The organism is Pedobacter miscanthi (assembly GCF_032678605.1).
Lineage (GTDB): Bacteria > Bacteroidota > Bacteroidia > Sphingobacteriales > Sphingobacteriaceae > Pedobacter > Pedobacter miscanthi_A.
Map to the genome: position 1 here is coordinate 334,315 of NZ_JAVTSU010000004.1, position 18,911 is coordinate 353,225.

General features: G+C 37.4%; 22 protein-coding genes. 13 read left to right on the forward strand and 9 right to left on the reverse strand.

Features of this window, described 5'->3' with window-relative positions:
* Window positions 1-75: 75 nt before the first annotated feature.
* Together R2R28_RS08630 and R2R28_RS08635 are read right to left on the reverse strand one after the other, a co-directional pair.
* Complete coding sequence (locus tag R2R28_RS08630) at window positions 76-327, reverse strand: hypothetical protein (RefSeq protein WP_316825278.1); 252 nt, start codon at window positions 325-327, stop codon at window positions 76-78.
* A 10-nt stretch (window positions 328-337) separates the two neighbouring features.
* The gene (locus R2R28_RS08635) at window positions 338-1,036 is read right to left on the reverse strand and encodes a DUF3291 domain-containing protein (protein ID WP_316825279.1); all 699 of its coding nucleotides are present in this window, start codon (window positions 1,034-1,036) and stop codon (window positions 338-340) included.
* A gap of 129 nt (window positions 1,037-1,165) precedes the next feature.
* Here R2R28_RS08635 and R2R28_RS08640 point away from each other — a divergent pair, with 129 nt between their 5' ends.
* From R2R28_RS08640 to R2R28_RS08675, 8 genes are all read left to right on the forward strand, one after another.
* Complete coding sequence (locus tag R2R28_RS08640) at window positions 1,166-1,645, forward strand: GAF domain-containing protein (protein ID WP_316825280.1); 480 nt, start codon at window positions 1,166-1,168, stop codon at window positions 1,643-1,645.
* Between the two features lie 14 nt (window positions 1,646-1,659).
* A complete protein-coding gene (locus R2R28_RS08645; RefSeq protein WP_316825281.1) occupies window positions 1,660-2,265 on the forward strand; it encodes a DNA-3-methyladenine glycosylase in 606 nt (201 codons plus the stop codon).
* A 53-nt stretch (window positions 2,266-2,318) separates the two neighbouring features.
* Window positions 2,319-2,807: a pyridoxamine 5'-phosphate oxidase family protein gene (locus tag R2R28_RS08650; RefSeq protein WP_316825282.1), complete on the forward strand. Its 489-nt coding sequence runs from the start codon at window positions 2,319-2,321 to the stop codon at window positions 2,805-2,807.
* 66 nt (window positions 2,808-2,873) lie between these two features.
* Window positions 2,874-4,160: a kynureninase gene (gene kynU / locus R2R28_RS08655; protein WP_316825283.1), complete on the forward strand. Its 1,287-nt coding sequence runs from the start codon at window positions 2,874-2,876 to the stop codon at window positions 4,158-4,160.
* Between the two features lie 20 nt (window positions 4,161-4,180).
* Entirely contained in the window at window positions 4,181-5,041 is an 861-nt protein-coding gene (locus tag R2R28_RS08660) for a bestrophin family protein (RefSeq protein WP_316825284.1), read from the forward strand.
* Complete coding sequence (locus R2R28_RS08665; protein WP_316825285.1) at window positions 5,041-5,943, forward strand: histone deacetylase; 903 nt, start codon at window positions 5,041-5,043, stop codon at window positions 5,941-5,943. The genes R2R28_RS08660 and R2R28_RS08665 overlap by 1 nt, the downstream gene beginning before the upstream one ends.
* 42 nt (window positions 5,944-5,985) lie before the next feature.
* Complete coding sequence (locus tag R2R28_RS08670; RefSeq protein ID WP_316825286.1) at window positions 5,986-6,669, forward strand: pseudouridine synthase; 684 nt, start codon at window positions 5,986-5,988, stop codon at window positions 6,667-6,669.
* 38 nt (window positions 6,670-6,707) lie between these two features.
* Window positions 6,708-7,442 (forward strand): hypothetical protein, encoded by a 735-nt coding sequence (locus tag R2R28_RS08675; RefSeq protein ID WP_316825287.1) that lies wholly within the window; start codon window positions 6,708-6,710, stop codon window positions 7,440-7,442.
* A 492-nt stretch (window positions 7,443-7,934) separates the two neighbouring features.
* Here the strand turns inward: R2R28_RS08675 and R2R28_RS08680 are convergent, their stop codons facing one another.
* The 4 genes from R2R28_RS08680 to R2R28_RS08695 all read right to left on the reverse strand — a co-directional run bounded on the left by R2R28_RS08680 (window position 7,935) and on the right by R2R28_RS08695 (window position 11,753).
* The gene (locus R2R28_RS08680) at window positions 7,935-9,311 is read right to left on the reverse strand and encodes an MATE family efflux transporter (RefSeq protein WP_316825288.1); all 1,377 of its coding nucleotides are present in this window, start codon (window positions 9,309-9,311) and stop codon (window positions 7,935-7,937) included.
* Between the two features lie 94 nt (window positions 9,312-9,405).
* A complete protein-coding gene (locus R2R28_RS08685; protein WP_316825289.1) occupies window positions 9,406-10,602 on the reverse strand; it encodes a serine hydrolase domain-containing protein in 1,197 nt (398 codons plus the stop codon).
* A 24-nt stretch (window positions 10,603-10,626) separates the two neighbouring features.
* The gene (locus tag R2R28_RS08690; RefSeq protein ID WP_316825290.1) at window positions 10,627-11,256 is read right to left on the reverse strand and encodes an ATP-binding protein; all 630 of its coding nucleotides are present in this window, start codon (window positions 11,254-11,256) and stop codon (window positions 10,627-10,629) included.
* Window positions 11,257-11,267: 11 nt separating this feature from the next.
* Window positions 11,268-11,753 (reverse strand): DUF4442 domain-containing protein, encoded by a 486-nt coding sequence (locus R2R28_RS08695; RefSeq protein WP_316825291.1) that lies wholly within the window; start codon window positions 11,751-11,753, stop codon window positions 11,268-11,270.
* A 76-nt stretch (window positions 11,754-11,829) separates the two neighbouring features.
* Between R2R28_RS08695 and R2R28_RS08700 the strand changes: the two genes are divergently transcribed.
* The 5 genes from R2R28_RS08700 (at window position 11,830) to R2R28_RS08720 (ending at window position 15,188) form a co-directional block, all read left to right on the forward strand.
* Window positions 11,830-12,141, forward strand: a complete 312-nt coding sequence (locus R2R28_RS08700) for a phosphoribosylpyrophosphate synthetase (protein ID WP_316825292.1) — start codon at window positions 11,830-11,832, stop codon at window positions 12,139-12,141.
* Window positions 12,142-12,265: 124 nt separating this feature from the next.
* Entirely contained in the window at window positions 12,266-12,475 is a 210-nt protein-coding gene (locus R2R28_RS08705; protein ID WP_316825293.1) for a coproporphyrinogen III oxidase, read from the forward strand.
* Between the two features lie 102 nt (window positions 12,476-12,577).
* Window positions 12,578-13,810 carry an MFS transporter gene (locus R2R28_RS08710; RefSeq protein WP_316825294.1) on the forward strand — a complete coding sequence of 411 codons (1,233 nt, stop codon included), beginning with the start codon at window positions 12,578-12,580 and terminating at the stop codon, window positions 13,808-13,810.
* Between the two features lie 101 nt (window positions 13,811-13,911).
* Window positions 13,912-14,805, forward strand: a complete 894-nt coding sequence (gene hemF / locus R2R28_RS08715) for an oxygen-dependent coproporphyrinogen oxidase (protein WP_316825316.1) — start codon at window positions 13,912-13,914, stop codon at window positions 14,803-14,805.
* Between the two features lie 38 nt (window positions 14,806-14,843).
* A complete protein-coding gene (locus R2R28_RS08720) occupies window positions 14,844-15,188 on the forward strand; it encodes a hypothetical protein (protein ID WP_316825295.1) in 345 nt (114 codons plus the stop codon).
* A 90-nt stretch (window positions 15,189-15,278) separates the two neighbouring features.
* Here R2R28_RS08720 and R2R28_RS08725 read toward each other — a convergent pair whose 3' ends face one another.
* The 3 genes from R2R28_RS08725 to R2R28_RS08735 all read right to left on the reverse strand — a co-directional run bounded on the left by R2R28_RS08725 (window position 15,279) and on the right by R2R28_RS08735 (window position 18,902).
* A complete protein-coding gene (locus R2R28_RS08725; protein WP_316825296.1) occupies window positions 15,279-15,980 on the reverse strand; it encodes an endonuclease V in 702 nt (233 codons plus the stop codon).
* A gap of 588 nt (window positions 15,981-16,568) precedes the next feature.
* Entirely contained in the window at window positions 16,569-17,714 is a 1,146-nt protein-coding gene (locus R2R28_RS08730; RefSeq protein ID WP_316825297.1) for a tetratricopeptide repeat protein, read from the reverse strand.
* 99 nt (window positions 17,715-17,813) lie between these two features.
* Window positions 17,814-18,902, reverse strand: a complete 1,089-nt coding sequence (locus R2R28_RS08735) for a tetratricopeptide repeat protein (protein ID WP_316825298.1) — start codon at window positions 18,900-18,902, stop codon at window positions 17,814-17,816.
* Window positions 18,903-18,911: the final 9 nt, after the last annotated feature.

Sequence of the window (18,911 nt, forward strand, 5' to 3'; positions counted from 1 at the left end):
ATACTTCAAAATTCAAAATATAATTCTGAATTAAGTATTAACTATTTAATTTACAGTTAATTATGTATGGTATTTCTAATATTGATGCCTGTTATAGGCTGCCGTAAAATCTGCACGCATCATCTTAAACTTGGTGATAACCGTTTGAATAAATTCTTCATCAAGGATTTCGAATACATCATTTACACCTCCTCCACTCAGGTCGAGTTCAGCTAATTTATAACTCTGCTCAAAAGTGCCCTGTTCAAATTTGACGATGAATTTCTGGTTCATCGAAAAAATGGTAATCTTACATTCCGGGTGTGGAAGCTCTGCTACTACTCTCATGATATTGTTATTAGTCGTTTTTATTGTTAATTGATATGCCATTTAAGGTTCCCCGGCTTTCAATAATCTCGAAACGGGCAAATAGCTCTTCTTTATACCATTCTCGCGCTCTGGTGAGTTTAATCACATCCGAATGATCGTGTGATTTATATGCATAAGCTTTCATTTGCGCTGCATCTTCCCAGATGGAAAACGTTGCCTGATCAAAGAATGGATTTTCGCCAATGCCGGCTGATAAAATAAAGCCGGGTGCATTTCGCATGGCATTTGCCGCTCTTTTAATGTTTTGCCTGAACTCTTTAAGTTTATTAAAGTTAATCGCGGCTCTTGTAATCACAGCTATTTTACCACTGTGATTTTTATTAGAAATAGCGGGCTTAAATGGTTCTTTTTTAGACCATAAGCCATGGCTTGATAAAGGGTTTAGTAAGATGGTAAAGCTTTCAATTCCAAAAAAATTAAACCATTTAATTACAGATGAATCCCGGTAAAATGCATCAGCATCACTTTTATTGTCCCATGTGGTTAAAACTGCCCAATGCCTGTAATCCGGAGCTAAATCTACCTGCGCTTCTTTCCCGCTGCCCATTAATTTCCAAAACCTGCAGTGTTTGTTTAGTCCTAACGGAATTCTTAGAACTGCCATACCTATAAAAGCAAAAGGGATAGTGATGCCACGGAATTTGGTAATGGTTAAAGCTACAATCATCAGATAACGGTTAATTTGCCAAAAATAAGGAATTTAAGAATAGCTTATCGTTCAAATTTTCGTCATTAAAATCAATGTACCTGCACATCTCACAAATCATGATTAACTTTGCTTTACAGAAAAAATGAAATGGCAGAAGATTTAATTATTAGCAGGGATATTTCTAAAGAAGAGCAATATCAATCCATTATTCCACAGATTGAGGCCTTATTGTATGGTGAAACCGATTTTATTGCCAACCTGGCAAATGTAGCAGCAGCGCTAAAAGAGCAGTTTAGCTGGTTTTGGGTTGGTTTTTATCTTGTTAAAAATGACGAATTGGTACTTGGTCCATTTCAAGGCCCGGTAGCCTGTACCAGAATTAAAAAGGGTAAAGGCGTTTGTGGCTCCTCCTGGGCACAGGCGCAAACCATTATTGTGCCTGATGTAGAAGAATTTCCTGGCCATATTGCCTGTGCATCTGCATCAAAATCAGAGATTGTACTGCCTTTGATTGTTAATGGTGAAGTGATAGGTGTATTTGATGTAGATAGTGAGGTACTTAATAAATTTGATGAAACAGATCAGCTTTATTTAGAGCAAATTATCGCCATTTTATTAAACAGATAATTCATATAAATACCTTGAAGTTACAACCGGAATATTATCAGAATGAGGATGTAGTTGGTTTGGCTAAAGACCTGCTTGGCAAAGTTTTGTATACTAGGGTCGGTGATGAAATCACAGCCGGTATCATTGTAGAAACCGAAGCCTATTTTGGTATAAAAGACAAGGCTTCGCATGCTTATGGTGGCCGCCGCACCAACCGTACCGAAATAATGTATGGCGCAGGTGGAATTGCTTACGTTTATCTTTGTTACGGTATGCATAATTTGTTTAATGTGGTCACTTCGGTTGAAAATGATCCGCATGCGGTATTAATCAGGGGGATTGAGCCTTTGGTTGGTATTGAGGTTATTGAAGAGCGCAGAAATATGCCTTATATCAAAGGTGCTATTTCGGCAGGTCCAGGTTCTGCTGCAAAAGCATTGGGGATAGATAAAGCTTTTAATGCTAAAGACCTCAATGGAGATGAAATCTGGATCGAAGACCATGGGATTCTATATAAAGAAGAAGATATTGCAGCTTCGCCACGCGTTGGGATTGCTTATGCTAAAGAACATGCGCTATTGCCATGGAGGTTTTTCGTAAAAGGCAATAAATATGTCAGTAAACCAAATAAGGTGTAAATAATGCAAACCTTTTATGTTGCCTACTGTTTTTCTTTCATATTCTAAATAATATGAAAAACGAGAAAAATATAGCAATCCTTAAAGATATGGCAGAAAGTGTGCGAACTTGTATGTTTACCACCTTTTCTTCCGGAGATGAATTTGGAAGCAGGCCAATGGGTACTGCAAAAATTGAGGACGATGGCAGTTTGTGGTTTTATACCAACGAATATTCGCCAAAATCGAAAGAGATTTCTAAAGAAAATAATGTATTGCTGGCTTATAGCGATCCTTCTAAAAATACTTACCTAACAGTTAAGGGGAAGGCTGAGCTGGTAGATGATAAAGTGCGTAAAGAAGCTTATTTTTCGCCTTTTATTAAAGCCTGGTTTCCGGATGGAATTGAAGACCCAAGGTTAATCCTGGTAAAAGTTACGCCCGAAGAAGCGGAATATTGGGATGCATCAGCATCAAAAATTGTGGTATTGTTCAGTATGTTAAAAGCTGTAGTTACCGGTGGTACACCTGATTTAGGCAAGCATGATACCATGAAATTTTAATTAAACATCATAAAATACAAAGGCAGGATTGGAAACAATACCTGCTTTTTTTGTAATATTGGCGCAATGAATTTCGAAAATACCCTTTCATTTGCTAAAGCGCACGATGAGGCTGATCAGCTTCAGCAGTTTAGGTCACAATTTTTATTTCCAAATCATAATGGAAAAGATTTTATTTACCTGTGTGGTAATTCTTTAGGACTTCAACCTAAAGTAGCTAATGAGGTTTTAAGAAAGCAATTGGATAACTGGGCCAACTATGCTGTTGAAGGGTGGTTTGATGGAAACGAGCCCTGGATGTTTTATCATAAAGCGCTTAAAAAACTGATGGCACCAATTGTGGGTGCATTACCTGCAGAAGTTTGTCCGATGAACACTTTAACGGTAAACCTCCATTTGTTGATGGTGAGTTTTTACCAGCCAAAAGGCAAACGCTTTAAAATCATCATGGAAGGCGGGGCGTTCCCGTCTGATCAGTACGCGATCGAAAGTCAGGTCAGGTTTCATGGTTTCGATCCAAAAGAAGCGATTATAGAGGTTTTTCCAAGAGCAGGTGAGGAAATCCTTCAAACGGAAGATATCATTGCTCAAATCAAAGAAAATGCAGATGAAATTGCGCTGGTTTTGTTTGGGGGGATTAATTATCATACCGGGCAATGGTATGATATGGAGACGATAACAAAGGCTGGTCATGAAATTGGCGCCATCGTAGGCTGGGACCTGGCGCACGCCGCCGGAAATGTTCCGCTAAAACTTCACGATTGGGATGTCGATTTTGCTTGCTGGTGTTCATATAAGTACCAAAATTCGGGCCCGGGTGGCATTAGCGGAATATTTGTCCACGAAAAACATTTTAACAACAACAGTTTAAACCGCTTTGCAGGATGGTGGGGTTACCAGGAAGACAAACGTTTTAAAATGGAAAAGGGCTTTATTCCCGAAGCTGGGGCGGATGGCTGGCAGGTAAGCTGTACACAGGTAATGCCAATGGCTTTATATCATGCATCGCTTAAGATTTTTGAGCAAGCCGGTTTTATAGAACCTTTAAGAGCTAAAAGTATTAATTTAACTCAGTACCTTGAATTTATTATAAATGAGGTAAATATAGCATTAGGATTGGAGCAGTATCAAATTATAACACCAAAAAAACCTGAAAACAGGGGGGCGCAATTATCCATTATTGCCAAGCGTAACGGTAAGCAGATTTTTGATGGCTTAATGGCTAATCATGTGCTGGGAGATTGGCGTGAGCCTGATGTAATCCGGTTAAGCGCCGTGCCGCTTTACAATTCATTTGAAGATATTTATCTGGCAGGTCAGGCGTTGTTAAAAGTGAGTAAAGATATTTTATAAGTAAAAAGTAGAAGTTAAAAATGATTAATTACAACCCTAAGGACTGGAGTACCTTCATTTTTCATATTGATAAAAGCGATACGTTCAGAAAACTTTGGCCTTTAATGCTTGCAGTAGCCGTATTCTCCGGACTAGTGGCATACGCTGAACTTAATTATTTTCAGCTTTCTAAAACCAGCAACGTAACCAATATCGGCATGATGCATAGTTTGCTGGGTTTTGTTTTATCTCTTTTGCTGGTTTTTAGAACCAATACCGCTTATGACAGGTGGTGGGAAGGCAGGAAGTTACTTGGCGCGTTAACCAATGTAAGCCGTAACCTGGCCATGAAAATTAAAGCGCTTAAACTGGAGGACGAAGATGTTCGCTTTTTCGAATATGGCATTCCCAAGTATGCTTTTGCCTTAAAAGAACATTTGCGTGAAAAGATGTACTTTGGTAAAAACAGCTTGTTAATTGAAGTTGAAGAAGGTAAACACATTCCAAACCAGATAGCCGGTAGTTTAATCAGCAGGTTTTACGGCTTATTAGAAAAAGGTTCAATTTCGCAAGAACAGTTTATTGTACTTTCGAGTGATTTTAATCAGTTTACTGATATTTGTGGCGCCTGCGAAAGGATTAAAAACACCCCAATCCCGTTTTCTTACAGTGCTTTTATCAAAAAATTTATTTTTGTTTATGTGATCACTTTACCTTTTGGCTGGGTATTTAGTTTAGGTTATTTTGTAGTGCCAATTGTTCCCTTTATTCTTTATGTATTAGCGAGTTTGGAGTTGATTGCTGAAGAAATAGAGAATCCATTTGGCTATGATGCAAACGATCTTCCGGTAGATCAGATCTGCAATAATATCGAAAAGCATGTAGAGGAGATTTTGGGCTGATGATCAAGATTGCCTGGCACCCCATTTATGCGCATCCTTTACCAGAGGGGCACCGCTTCCCGATGTTGAAATATGAGCTGATACCTGAACAGCTATTGCATGAAGGCACGATAGAAAAACAAAATTTATTCAGTCCAGAGCCCGTCAGCGAAGAGATTTTACTTTTAACGCATCAAAAAGATTACTGGGAGCAACTGAGGAATTTAACCCTTTCAGTGAAAGACCAGAGGCGGATTGGTTTTCCATTGGATACGCAGCTGGTAGAGCGGGAACTTAGGATTGCACAGGGCACAATTGATGGAATTCATTTCGCGATGAGCAGTGGAATTGCCTTTAATGTTGCCGGCGGTACACACCATGCAGGCAGTAATTGGGGAGAAGGATTTTGTTTGTTGAACGATCAGGCTATTGCTGCTAACTATTTATTAAATAATAATTTAGCTAAACGTATCTTAATTATTGATTTAGATGTACATCAGGGAAATGGTACAGCAGAAATCTTTCAAAAAGAGCCTGAAGTGTTTACCTTTTCCATGCATGGCGATAAAAATTTCCCATTCAGAAAGGAAGTATCCAGTTTGGATGTTCCCCTGGATGACGGGCTGCAGGATGAAGTTTACCTTTCGATATTGAACATCAACCTTAAAAGGGCATTTGAAAGAGCCAAGCCTGATTTTGTGTTTTATCTTTCTGGTGTTGATGTACTTTCTACCGATAAATTAGGAAAGTTATCGTTAAGTAAAGCTGCCTGTAAAGAACGGGATAGGATGGTACTGCAGGCCTGTAAAAACAAAAGCCTACCAGTTCAGGTGAGTATGGGCGGTGGTTACTCTGCTGATATTAAAGATATTGTGGATGCCCATTGTAATACTTTTAGGCTTGCTTTTGATTTATTTGCATAGGTCATCACTCAAAAAACATAATATCCTTATCTTCGCGGCAATATGTTGGAGATTATTTATCAGGACGAGCATTTAATTGCTATTAACAAACCGCATGGCCTTTTGGTACATCAATCTTCTATTGCCAGAGATGCTACCGAATTTGCCTTACAGTTGCTGAGGGATCAGGTAGGCAAACATGTTAGTCCGGTGCATAGGTTAGACAGGAAAACAAGCGGAATCTTATTATTTGCTTTTGATAAGCCGTCTGAAATTGCTATGCATCAGCAATTTATGAATGCTGAAACTGATAAAAGATACCTGGCTGTTTTGCGAGGTTTTACAGCCGACACCATGGATATTGATTATCCGCTGGCCAAAGAAAACGGAACCATGCAGGATGCTTTTACTGCTTTTAAAACCCTGCAAAGGGCAGAGGTGGCAGTGGCATTTGGCAAACACCCAACTTCGAGGTACTCGTTGGTAGAAGCTACACCAAAAACGGGTAGGATGCATCAATTGAGGCGGCATTTTAGTCATATCCTTCATCCCATCATCGGCGATCGTACGCATGGTTGTAATAAGCAGAACAAATTTTTTAAGGAGCAGTGGGATATGACCACCATGTTGCTGCATGCCTCTGAACTGGAGTTTATCCACCCCGTTACAAAACAAAAAATACATTTAAAAGCCGGTTTGCATGATGAATTTAAGAGGGTGATGGATTTCATGAAAATGGAATACTAACACAATTTTTGTCTTCAAAATCTGTTTATATAACATCTATGATTAAATACTTACGATTTACACTCCCAGTTTTAGCGCTTTTTGCAGTCAGTTGTTCTTCTGTTTATATGCCAAACGTTCCTAATACGCCCATGTTGAGCAAACAGGGTGAATTTAGCGGAGGCGCACACATTTCTTTAAAAGGCAATGCCAGTGTAAATGGTGCCTATGCCGTTTCTGACCATGTTGGACTGCTCTTTAGTGGTTCTAGAATGAATAGTGAAAGAAAAACCAAAGATTTCGGGCATAAATTGATTGAAATAGGCGGTGGTTATTTTGATACTTTCGGACCAGATAATAACCGGATTATTGAGATTTATGCTGGTGTAGGTAAGGGTTGGAGCGATATTACTTTCCGCGATTTTAAAGATGATGTGCTGATCAGTAATGAAGTACAGGATGTAGATTACCGCAAAACGTTTTTACAGGTAAATTATAGTTCAAAAAAGAAAAACAACCTGCATTTGTTTGGAACTGACTTTCCAATCAATTATGGTACTGCGTTAAGAATCAGTCATATTAAAATGGACCGTTTCTTTTTAAACGGTGTGGTGCAGCCTAAAGAAGATAATATTTTCTTTGAACCTGTATTTTTTACGCGTATGGCGCTCAGTAAAACTTTTCAGCTGCAATATACCACCAGCAGTAATATTGGCTTAAAGAAGCGGAAATACATGTCTGCAGGCAATTCTATCTTCACTATCGGTGTTGTGGTGAATGTTGGTGGGAAATAACCGTTTATCATTCTGAATTTTCCTGATGCTGCCTTCATTTCGAGCGGAGTGTAACGAAGTCTGGCAATCTATCGAGATGGATCTCTCTCCCGAAAAGTGCTATCGTGTGGACACATCTTTTAGGCACTATATAAGGCACTATGCTGGCTTGCTTTGAAATAACACAGCCCTTACCGAAGCACGCCCTTCAATCCCCTGGGCCAGGAAAATCAAAAAAACAGGCGTACAGCAGTACAAATGGCACTATCAAACTTAAAACGCCGTGGTTTTGTGTTTCATGTTTGCAAAAACTTTTCACCCGGCCCTAACAAACAAAACAATTGCCACTGTTTTTTTGATGTGTATGGGGATTGTGTAAAAGGCCCTTGCTGGATTGACAAAGCATTTTTGCATACTTTTGATGTCTCAAAAGTTTGATGCCTTGCGGCATAGGAGCAAATAAAACTAATCTAATATTTGTGTCCACACGATAGGAAACGTGGGGAATGCGCTTTAGTCGATATGACGACTATTTTTGTAATTCAAACTCCTCGTTTTATTCTGAAAACGTATAAATAATAGGATAGAGGCCGTTAATAAACCAAGGGTTAATCCATACCAGATTCCGTTTACGCCTAAATTGAAATGAAATCCCAATAAATATCCGATCGGAATACCAACTACCCAGTAAGCCAGAAATGTAATAAAAGTTGGAATATTTACATCGCCAATGCCCCGTAGAACACCCAGTCCGACAACTTGTGTGCCATCGAACAATTGGAAAAAACCTGCAATAATTAATAACTGAGCAGCAATAGGAATTACGGCTGCATCTTCGGTATAAATAAATGGCATCATGTTATTGGCCAGCACAAAAATGATGGCTGTGCACGACATAAATAGTAAAATAACATGATAACTGGCTATGGCAGATTTACGTAAATCGTCGAAATTATTCTTGCCAAAATTATTTCCGGTCTTTATTGTAGCTGCAGAAGCCACGCCACTGGCAATCATATACGTCATTGCAGCTAAACTGATCGCAATTTGGTGCGCAGCCTGTTCTACTGCTCCAATAGTGCCAATTAATACAGCAGCACCACTAAAAGCACTGATTTCGAAAGAATATTGCATGGCAACAGGCATCCCGATCTTTGCAATTTTAATGGCACGTAATTTATCGAAGAAAGTAGCTTTAAAACTGACCAGGTACTTTTTAAAATGTTGCGAACGCAATACATAAAACGACATTACGGTAGCCATCAATACCCTGTCAATTAGGGTACTTAAGCCTACACCGCTCACACCCATTGATTTGATACCAAACATTCCTTTTACAAGAATAATCCCTAATATAATATTAAGGGCATTTCCCCAAATGGAAACATACATCGCTTGTTTGGTAAAACCTAAACCTTCGGCAAACTGTTTAAAAGTCTGAAAAACCAGTAATGGGATAATGGAAACCGATAATAGATTGAGATAAGGTTTTGCATAGCGCACCACCTGAGGTGTTTGCTCGAGGTGATCGATTACAAAAAATATTCCTAATTGCACCAGGATGTATAAAAGTACACCCACGCATATGTTGATAATTAAACTGTTTGATAAAAGTTTTCCGCATTCGCTGTAATTCTGACGACCGTTTTCTTGTGCAATAAGTGGGGTTAAACCGTAAGAAATACCTAATCCGATTACAAGGATGAGCATAAAAATACTGTTCACCAGTGAAACTGCTGCCAGTTGAATCGTATCGGTAAAGTGGCCAACTATAATACTATCAGCCATGTGTACCAGGGTATGGCCAACCTGAGAACCCACAATAGGCAATGCCAAATGAAGATTTTCTTTATAGTAGGGTTTATATCTGGTATAAATTTTAGCAAACATAGGTTTGCAAAGGTCGGGTTTTTAAACCTCAAAAAATAGCAATGTAGAAAAGTTAGTTTTATAAAGATAATCGGGGAGCTATAAGGGCTACATTTTATTTGGAAGAAGTAACGAGTAGAGGGCCATATTTTTTGAGGATGGAAAGAATTTTACTTCTGTCGGCAATGTAAATATTACTGATCAAGATTATGCCTGTTGTTTTATTGAAAAGGATATTGGCACTTGCACCCGGGTCATCTCCATCATGCCCAATATAGCCATCATTGTAAATATTCCAGAAAACCCCTTTGTTTCGTGTTTGCAAATTCATGTTCTCAGGTAAATTTTGTGGTGTAAATACGGGTTTAAACATTTCAGTTGCTGATGCTCTTGTAATTAAACCCGGGTTATTGTTGAGTGTTTTCATCATTTCGCGTACATATAATGATAGTTCAGCAACAGAAGTTCTTAACCCTCCGTCAGGATAGGTTGTAAGGTGGTAAAATGGCATTGAAATATCTTTGGTTAGGTAAGGAACAGCTAGTTTAGTAGCATTTTTCTTAGTTTCGAACCAATTTGTATGATTCATTTGAAGCGGTTTAAAAATATATTTCCGGGTAAAATCGGCAAAAGACAGGCCAGATTTCACTTCAATAAGGTAAGCAGCAAGCGCCGAAGCAATATTACTGTAGGATGCACGTTTGCCGGGCTTTGAATTACTAAAATTTTCTTTTTTATATAGGGCACCCTGTGGGGTTAAATAAGCTTTTAAAAATGTTGTTAAAGTAGTGTCGTTTAAATCAGAAGTATAATTGTTTTCCTTCATCATGTTTAACAAAAACCCATTCTGGACTTTTGGCCCTTCAAAACGATAGGAGCGGTTATATATCTCCTGATGATCTAAAATTCCCGAAGTATGGGTAGTTAAGTATTTAACTTTAATAATTTCATCGGGTAAATATGGATTTACGATTTTAAAAGGAAGAATGGTATTGATATCCGTCTCCAGATCAAAATAACCGAGTTCCATAGCTTTCATGAGCGATACGGCAATAAATGTTTTACTAACAGAACCTATATTCTGAATGGTTTGTGCGGTATAGGGTTGTTTTTTAGCAACATTTGCATAACCAAAACCACTTTCAAAAACAATTTTACCTTTGTTTAAAATAGATACCGAAAAGCCGGGTATACTGTTTTTATTCAGGTAATCTGTTAATTCACGATGGAGCGAGTCCTGATAGTTTTGCGATTTAACCGTTAAGGAACAGCAAACAATAAAGAAAATGAATATTAATTTTGAACGTATCATTTAGGTGCTTTTTGAGGAGATTTGCTACTTTACAGCTGTAAAATATTCTTCTTTTTCGCTTGTATGCGTTTTGATTACGTTGGTTAAAATTAAATTAACCAAAACTTTTTGGGCTTTCCGGTAAGAACTTCGCAGCAGTTTGCTGAACTCCTTCAAGGTAATTTTTTCATGTTGCTCCAGGTATTCCAGCAGTTTTTTTTCGTTATCTGAATAGGAGATCAGCACACCATCGTTTTTATACTCTTGCTTTAATACTTCCACAATGATGCGGCTGGCGAGCACACTTTTATCATCAATACGGATATAAGCCCACCATTTTTTCTGATCATCGAGTGCATAATGGGGTTTGGTATCGCTTTCGGGAATATTTACCACCAGTACCAGTTTATCATCAACATAAATTTCTTCAAAAAGGGGTTCAATGGCAGGTTTGCAAAACTGATGGGCAGAGGTTAAAATCATGTATTTTTCTTCTTCCTCGGATTTTACTCCTTTTATGGATCCATCATCAGCTACGCCGATCAGCAATTTACCACCTTTATTATTGGCAAAAGCGACCAAACTTTTGGCTATTTTTTCGGTACTGGTAATGGTTTTCTTAAAATCGAGCATCACGCCCTCGCCCTGCAAAATTAAATTCTTAATACTCGGCATAATCTAAAAATTTAGTAAGCAACCCTCGGCATTTCGCCCTGGTGCAGGTTTCGGATATATACTTCATTCATAACGGTAGCACACAATTCACCATTTTTATTCGTAATTTCCATTGGATAGGCTTTTACAAACTTCCCAACAGTTTTTAATGCATGCTCGGCCTCGTTCAGCATTTCTTCGGTTACTGTAATGGTAAAATATAAAGTGGAACGACCGGGTTTTAAATATTGTATAGATGCACTTTTTAACCAAACGCGTACTTTAAAACCGCGCCTTTGCATTAACTGATCGAATAATAAGGCGTAAAAAGGATCCGTAGCAGCGTAAATGGTTCCTCCAAAAATAGAACCGTTGTAGTTTTTATTGAGGAAACTCTTGCTTAGTTTAACCGTGCAGCTTCTAAATTCATTTTCAAATTTCTGAACCCAAATGCGCTGAAAAAACAAAGGCGGGTAAAAGCGCATTACCCATTTCAGGGTGTTTTGAGAAATAATCATATTTACTAATATCAGAAAGTTTTACCACCTTTTAAAGTTTTGGAGGTGTTGTTTTGGTAATATTTCCGTAATTTACATGATGCATGTTTTCGATACGCTTAGCGGCGCTTTAACAGATTTAGATAGCCGCGGTTACAATTTAGATTTCAATTTAACCCCTGATGGCCTGGAATGCAAATCGATTGATCTGTTCCTGATGCCCGAAGAGTTTGAAATTGAAGAAGTTTACCGTTTTGAAGGCATGACTGATCCTGCTGATAGTTCGGTGGTATATGCTATTTCTTCAAATGTAGGCAATCTGAAAGGTGTTTTGGTAGATGGTTATGGCGTATATGCCGAAAATGTATCACCAGAGCTTTTGAATAAATTAAAAATCCATCATAAATAGTGATTGTTCTGTATTGCAAGCGCTTCATAATCAATGCGATCTGTCAAAAAAGATCTTATCTGGAGAAAAAAAATAAAACCAAATGATTATAAGGTTGTTAGGATGATAGATAACAATAAAAACTATGAAAAAAATAATCTTAAGTCTTGCTTTCGCGGGTTCTCTTATGATAGCCACTTCAGCATGCAATTCATCAAAAAATATGGCTGGTTCTTCAGACAGTACTAAGATGGATTCGACCACTACGGCACCAATGGATACAACATCTAAAAAAATGCCAGACACGACAACAAAAATGCCGCCTGACACTACAAAAAAGAATCCTCCTATGTAGGATTTTAAGAGCCACTCTAATGCAGGGTGGCTTTTATTTTTAAAAATCTATTTTAAATATTTGTGTTATTGCGTACTTTCAGCGTTTAAACCAAATACTTAAATGGATCATCAAGCAAAAACCAACAGCCGTAATGTAATTTTCTTAGTTATTGTAGCCGCCCTGGGCTATTTTGTTGATATTTACGATCTTGTTTTATTCTCCGTTGTACGTCTTAAAAGCTTTACCGATATAGGTGTTTCTGCCGAACACATGCGCACCGAAGGCGAATATGTAATTAATATGCAAATGTTCGGTTTATTACTCGGAGGTTTACTTTGGGGAATTATCGGCGATAAATTTGGTCGCATTAAAGTATTGTTTGGTTCGATCTTAATGTATTCGTTAGCGAACATTGCCAATGGTTTTGCTACTGATGTACATACTTATGCCATCATCAGGTTTATTGCTGGTATTGGTTTGGCAGGGGAGCTGGGTGCCGGGATTACACTGGTTACCGAAACCATGGATAAAGAAAAACGTGGTTACGGAACGATGGTGGTGGCCGGAATCGGGTTATTGGGCGCAGCAGCAGCAGCTACTATTGGAAAACACTTTACCTGGCAAACATCCTATTTTGTGGGTGGTGGAATGGGCTTACTGCTCTTGCTTTTACGTGTGGGTACTTTCGAATCGGGCATGTTTAAACACGCAGAACAAAGTACAGAAGTTTCGAAAGGCAATTTCTTTATGCTTTTTTCCAATAAAAAACGGTTTTTAAAATACCTGGCCTGTATTTGTTTAGGGCTTCCACTTTGGTTTGTTGTAGGTATTCTGGTTACTCAATCGCCAGAAATTGGAAAAGCGCTGGGTGCAAAAGAACTGCTTAGTGCTGGTACGGGGATTATGTATACCTATTTTGGTATTGCTATTGGGGATGTGGTATGTGGCTTTTTAGCGCAGGTATTAAAATCACGTAAAAAAACGGTGCTCATTTTTCAAAGTCTTTCCGTAATTACTGTAATTGTTTACTTAACGAGTACAAGTTTAACAGAAAATAGTTTCATACTAATCTGTTTGTTTATGGGGTTTGCCGTTGGTTATTGGGCAACATTTGTAACGATTGCTGCTGAACAGTTTGGAACCAATATCCGCTCTACCGTAACCACAACCGCGCCAAATTTTGTACGTGGTGCCTTAATTCCAATTACTTTTGTTTTCGAGTTTTTTGTGCACCGCTTTAGCATTGTATCAGCGGGTTTTATTGTAATGGGTATTGTTACCGTAGTGGCGATGATTTCGGTAACTTATTTAAAAGAAAGCTTTAATAAGGACCTTAATTATTTAGAAAGTTAACGGCTGGTTAAAAACAATGTCAATAAAATGTACTATCTAAACATAAATCAATATAGCTGCTTTAATAGCCTTAAATTTGTATGGAAATAGAAAGAGCCGTCATGTTTAAAGAAGAAGTAGCAGCGAGGTATAAGCAAATTCAGGATGAAATTTGCCGTGGATTGGAAATTGCCGATGGTAAAGGAAAATTTGAAGAGGAGCTTTGGGAAAGAAACGGTGGGGGAGGCGGCCGCACGCGGATTATGCAGAATGGCGCCATTATCGAAAAAGGTGGTGTAAACTTTTCTGCAGTATACGGTAAACTGCCTGAATCGGTTAAAAAAGCCTTCAATGTAACAGAAGATGATTTTTTTGCTACAGGTGTTTCTATTGTGATCCACCCAAATCATCCTCTGGTTCCGATTATTCATATGAATATTCGTTATTTCGAACTCAATGAAGAAACACGCTGGTTTGGCGGCGGCATCGATTTAACCCCGCATTATGTGTTTGAAAATGATGCCCGCTTTTTTCATCATAAATTAAAACAGGCATGCGACGATTTCAGCGATGATTTTTACCCGAAATTTAAAAAACATGCCGATGATTATTTTTTCATTAAACACCGTGAAGAAACGCGGGGAATTGGTGGGATATTTTACGATCGCTTAAAACCTGAGAATACCAATTTATCATGGGAACAGATTTTAGATTTCTCCATCAATATTGGTGAAACATTTTTACCGATTTATACAGAATTAATCGACCGTAACCGCGATAAAGAATTTACTGAGGCGCATAAAGAATGGCAATATCAGCGCCGTAGCCGTTATGTAGAATTTAACCTGGTTTACGATTCCGGTACGAAATTCGGATTGGAAACTAACGGCAGAATTGAATCTATTTTAATGAGTTTGCCTCCACAAGCCAATTGGGGGTATAACGTTCAGCCAGAAACTGATTCTGATGAGTATAAAACAATACAGTTACTTAAAAAAGGGATTAACTGGGTTTAAAAAACAAACAATTGCAGAAAAAAACCAATTAAATTTAAATGACTGAATTAAAAGATTTTGAACTTTTGTTGCTCAAAACGATAATCAAGGCTAATTTGGATAAGTTTTCTTATTTATCAGATCATTTAGATTTTATAAAAATCGAGACTTCCAAAACAACAGGAACTGGCTTATATTTAAACTTTGTATACCTGAAAGAATTTGAAGAAGAAGAATTTGTTAATGGATTGCTTAGTGCAGAAGAAAAATTAACAGCTCTTAATCTGAAAAATGAGCTAACTTATTGCCTTGATGTAACCAATGGTAAAATGGATTTTCTTGAAATCGTAACCAATGAAAAAGAAATCTGGGATGGTAATTTAGAAGATTGTGTGTTAAACTAAGTCGTCATCTTATTTAATTTTCGATAATTTACTTTTTTTCCAATCAAAAAGTAAATTATCGAACCAAAAAGTGGCAAAAACAGCAAATCCTTAGAACAAAGTTAATGGTGCTGATATTTCATGAAAACCGGCTTTTAATTTACCTGTCCTAAAATCGTTCACAATATTGTGTGTCAGGCGTGTAGGTTCTGGAATACGGTAATTTCTGATGGAATTTTTAACGATATCCAGGCTTTGATCATTAGTAATTAAATGACCTGCAGATACATATACAGGTGCGCAGTTGATTTTCGTTCTTAATGCAAAACCAAGCATTTCTCCGGCGTTATTTTTAATTTCTTCGGTCTTCAATTTTGCGTTTTCCGGAAGATGATTTTTTCCGTGCAAAAGACTCTTGGCACAACCAATTGTAGCCTGATTAGCTAAAATTCCAAAATGAGAAGCAAGACCCATACGGCGCGGATGTAAAATCCCATTACCATCCAATACCACAACATCTGGTTTGTGAGCAATTAATTCCCAAACTTTTAACAAGGCCGGAACTTCTTTAAAACCTAAAAATCCAGGCTTATAAGGGAAATTGGTTTCGTAAGTTTCCAATGCAAAAGATTTTAGCACCATGCCAGGATAAGTCAGTAGTACAATTCCGGCATACATGGTCGAGCTGTCTCTATTGAAAGAAATATCAGCTCCGGCAATGGTTTCAATTTTATCAAGCGGTTGAAACTTTAATTGTTTGGCAAGTTCAATCTGATAAGCAGCAGCATCTTCGAAACTATAATGGTCGTACATGATTATTAGTACAAATTGACTGGCAAATTGTTTTATAACGATGTATTGTGCCAACAACATCCGATCAATTATTTTTCATTAACTTTTTGCGATCAAAAGTAAAAGGATAATTGTTATCTTTAGTTACCAATATAAATCAATATGGAAAATATAAAGTCTAAAGAAATGCTATCTGCGGGATTAATGGGCGTAAGCGGTTTTGTTGCTCCGTTTTCTCTTTTTTGTATGATTTGCTATTTCACTGATTCTACTATTGTTCCACTTTACCCAATAAAATATCTTGTACCAACTTTTATCATATCCTTAGCGGTTTGGCTTTATTGTTTTTACGTGATTAGATCAATAAAAAAATACAGGAAACAAAATAGTCATGACAATATTCAATTGTAAGTTTCCTTATTTATACCAAGTGACTATAGGGATTTCAATATTGAAACGATTCCCAGAGATAGTTTGAAGTAAGAATTTATCAGACTAGATTTGCATTAATGTTTATACGTTTTAGTGTAAACTATTTGTCTTATAATTAATATTATGTTAAGTTGCATTCTTCAACACTATCCTATCCTTGATAAATGACATATGAAATTATAGCTCCTGAAGTTTGCGGTTAAGTTCCTGCACTTTGTTTGTTGTACCTTTTTTAGTGTAGATATCGATCAGCAGCTGTACCGTTTTTTTATCGTTTGGATTAATCTCGTTCGCACGTTGTAAAGCAAACTGTGCACGGTTAATCAAACCTTTATATTTTTCAGTTTTATCTGCATCACTTTTGCGCAAAGTTTCGTTGGCTGTATTGATGTAAGCTAAACTTAATTGATACAATGCGTCGAAATAATTCTGATCTGTAGATAAAGCTTTATCGTAAGCTAAAATAGCCGTAGCATTATTTCCGCCAACCTGTTGCAGGTATCCGTAAAGAAAATAAAGCAGTTTATTTCCTTTTTCTACCTTTAAGTTATTTTCGATTAATCCCTGGGCTTTGCTGTAATTTTCGGTGTCGAGCAAAAGATTGATGTAATCATTGGTTAAAAAACGGTTAAACGGATTTAAAGCCAATCCATCTTCAAGCGTTTTAATTGCTGTTTCGTTTTCTGATTTGACCACGTACATTTGCGCCATTTTCTGAAAAACAGACGGGTTCCTGATACCATTTTCTTTGGCACGTTTAAAGTAAGTTAAAGATTCATCGTACGATTGGATATTTAATGCACAAATGGCGGTATTTAATGCCAATGTGGTATCAGCAGGAAAACTATCAGCTACTTCTTTCAGGGCGGTAAAAGCCTCTTTAAATTCATTATTAAAATAGGCTTCGTTACCTTTCTCCTGTTTTTTGATCAGAATATTGTGGTTAGATGCTTTAATTAAACCGCCATTATCATTGTAACGATCTAATGATTTTGCTTTGGCAACGGCCTCTACAGCGCTATCGTAAAATTTATTAGCATTGTTCGGATCGGTATCAATCAATGATGCGAAGGAAGTCAGGTATGATTTTATTGACCAGGTTTCTGTCCAGTTTTTGGTTTTATTGTCTTTTTCTGCAGCATCTACTGATTTTAAGCCTTCTGTAATAATACTTAATTGCTTTTTCTCATCTTCTTTGTTGGCTATGGAAGCCTGCAATTTGCCGACAGCATTTCTGGCCAGTAAAATCTGGCTTTTTTGGGCTGTAGCATTAAAAGAGACGAAAATCAAAGCGGCTAAAGATATTTTAAAGCAATTCTGCATAATAGTATTAATGTGATAAAACCGTAATAAACCATAAAAATAAACATAAAAAAAAGAGCCCCGAAATTTCAGAGCTCTTTTTTTGAATCGGATAATAAATTATTGTTTAGGCAATGCGTCTAAACGTTTCTTGATATCTTCGTAGTTTTTAGTGTCATTTCTGAAACCGTAAATGGTTTTCAATGTTTCTAAAGCTCCCTGGTTTTTAGCATCTACCTCAAGTGCTTTTTTGTAAAACGGAAGAGATTTATCTAATAAGGCATTCATTCTGCCGGTTACTTCGTTAAATTCTTTCACTTTTTTAGCATCAATCTTATTTCTATCGGCCTGTAATTTTAAAGCCTGACTGAAATAAATATTTCCCAATAAAACCTGATAATTAGGATTGTTTGGCTCTTTTGCGGCTAAAGCAGTTAACATTTGCTCAGATTTTGCTGCATCACCCCTATCGATATAAATCTGGGTTTCAGTTTTAATCCAGTCGGTATTTTCAGGAAACTTAGCTGAAGCTTCTTTGATAATGCCTAATGCAGCAGTAGTATCTTTTTGTTTGCTCAATGTTGTACTGATGATCTCAGAGTATAAATCTTTAGACTGTGGTGAGTTTAAAGAGATTACTTTTTTAAACTGGGTAATCATGCCCGGATAATCCTCAATATTTCTTGCCGCAATACCTGCGTTTAAATACATTGCGGTATCGTTAGGATTGATTACGGTTGCAGCAACAAATTTTTCGTATGCTGTTTTGTAATCTTTTTTGTTGTAAGCAATCACACCACCATTTCTAACGGCATTGATAATGTTTGTTTCTGCTGAATTGATATTATCTTTTTCAGCGCCTTTTGTATCTAATTTTTTAGCTTCAACAATCGCATCCTGGGCAATTTTTAGATTTGCATCAGCATTTGCGGTACTGGTTGTATCTAAAATAGCTGCAGAAGAAGCAAATAAAGCGCGGTACGACCATGCTTCCGGCATTACTTTAGATTTCTCATCAGCAATGGCTTTGTCGGTATGGGCCAGGCCTTTTGCCAACGATTCAAGCTTTTTTGCCAATGGAGTTGTTGCACTTGCAGAGGTTAACTGGAATAAGTTCCAGTCGTTTTTTGCTGCGCTTATTTCACTTTTCTGAGCAAAAGCAGCGCTCACCGCACCTGCTAGAAACATACTTAGAAATACTCTTTTCATAATTTTTAT

Bases quoted from the DNA above. Each gene is read 5' to 3' on its own strand.
- R2R28_RS08725 (WP_316825296.1), bottom strand. From the start codon at position 15,980: ATGTACGACCATTATAGTTTCGAAGATGCTGCTGCTTATCAGATTGAA.
- R2R28_RS08675 (WP_316825287.1), top strand. From the start codon at position 6,708: ATGATTAAATACTTACGATTTACACTCCCAGTTTTAGCGCTTTTTGCA.
- R2R28_RS08730 (WP_316825297.1), bottom strand. From the start codon at position 17,714: ATGCAGAATTGCTTTAAAATATCTTTAGCCGCTTTGATTTTCGTCTCT.
- R2R28_RS08695 (WP_316825291.1), bottom strand. From the start codon at position 11,753: ATGATTATTTCTCAAAACACCCTGAAATGGGTAATGCGCTTTTACCCG.
- R2R28_RS08685 (WP_316825289.1), bottom strand. From the start codon at position 10,602: ATGATACGTTCAAAATTAATATTCATTTTCTTTATTGTTTGCTGTTCC.
- R2R28_RS08670 (WP_316825286.1), top strand. From the start codon at position 5,986: ATGTTGGAGATTATTTATCAGGACGAGCATTTAATTGCTATTAACAAA.
- R2R28_RS08635 (WP_316825279.1), bottom strand. From the start codon at position 1,036: ATGATTGTAGCTTTAACCATTACCAAATTCCGTGGCATCACTATCCCT.
- R2R28_RS08630 (WP_316825278.1), bottom strand. From the start codon at position 327: ATGAGAGTAGTAGCAGAGCTTCCACACCCGGAATGTAAGATTACCATT.
- R2R28_RS08710 (WP_316825294.1), top strand. From the start codon at position 12,578: ATGGATCATCAAGCAAAAACCAACAGCCGTAATGTAATTTTCTTAGTT.
- R2R28_RS08640 (WP_316825280.1), top strand. From the start codon at position 1,166: ATGGCAGAAGATTTAATTATTAGCAGGGATATTTCTAAAGAAGAGCAA.
- R2R28_RS08660 (WP_316825284.1), top strand. From the start codon at position 4,181: ATGATTAATTACAACCCTAAGGACTGGAGTACCTTCATTTTTCATATT.
- hemF (WP_316825316.1), top strand. From the start codon at position 13,912: ATGTTTAAAGAAGAAGTAGCAGCGAGGTATAAGCAAATTCAGGATGAA.
- R2R28_RS08720 (WP_316825295.1), top strand. From the start codon at position 14,844: ATGACTGAATTAAAAGATTTTGAACTTTTGTTGCTCAAAACGATAATC.
- R2R28_RS08680 (WP_316825288.1), bottom strand. From the start codon at position 9,311: ATGTTTGCTAAAATTTATACCAGATATAAACCCTACTATAAAGAAAAT.
- kynU (WP_316825283.1), top strand. From the start codon at position 2,874: ATGAATTTCGAAAATACCCTTTCATTTGCTAAAGCGCACGATGAGGCT.
- R2R28_RS08665 (WP_316825285.1), top strand. From the start codon at position 5,041: ATGATCAAGATTGCCTGGCACCCCATTTATGCGCATCCTTTACCAGAG.
- R2R28_RS08735 (WP_316825298.1), bottom strand. From the start codon at position 18,902: ATGAAAAGAGTATTTCTAAGTATGTTTCTAGCAGGTGCGGTGAGCGCT.
- R2R28_RS08690 (WP_316825290.1), bottom strand. From the start codon at position 11,256: ATGCCGAGTATTAAGAATTTAATTTTGCAGGGCGAGGGCGTGATGCTC.
- R2R28_RS08700 (WP_316825292.1), top strand. From the start codon at position 11,830: ATGATGCATGTTTTCGATACGCTTAGCGGCGCTTTAACAGATTTAGAT.
- R2R28_RS08705 (WP_316825293.1), top strand. From the start codon at position 12,266: ATGAAAAAAATAATCTTAAGTCTTGCTTTCGCGGGTTCTCTTATGATA.
- R2R28_RS08650 (WP_316825282.1), top strand. From the start codon at position 2,319: ATGAAAAACGAGAAAAATATAGCAATCCTTAAAGATATGGCAGAAAGT.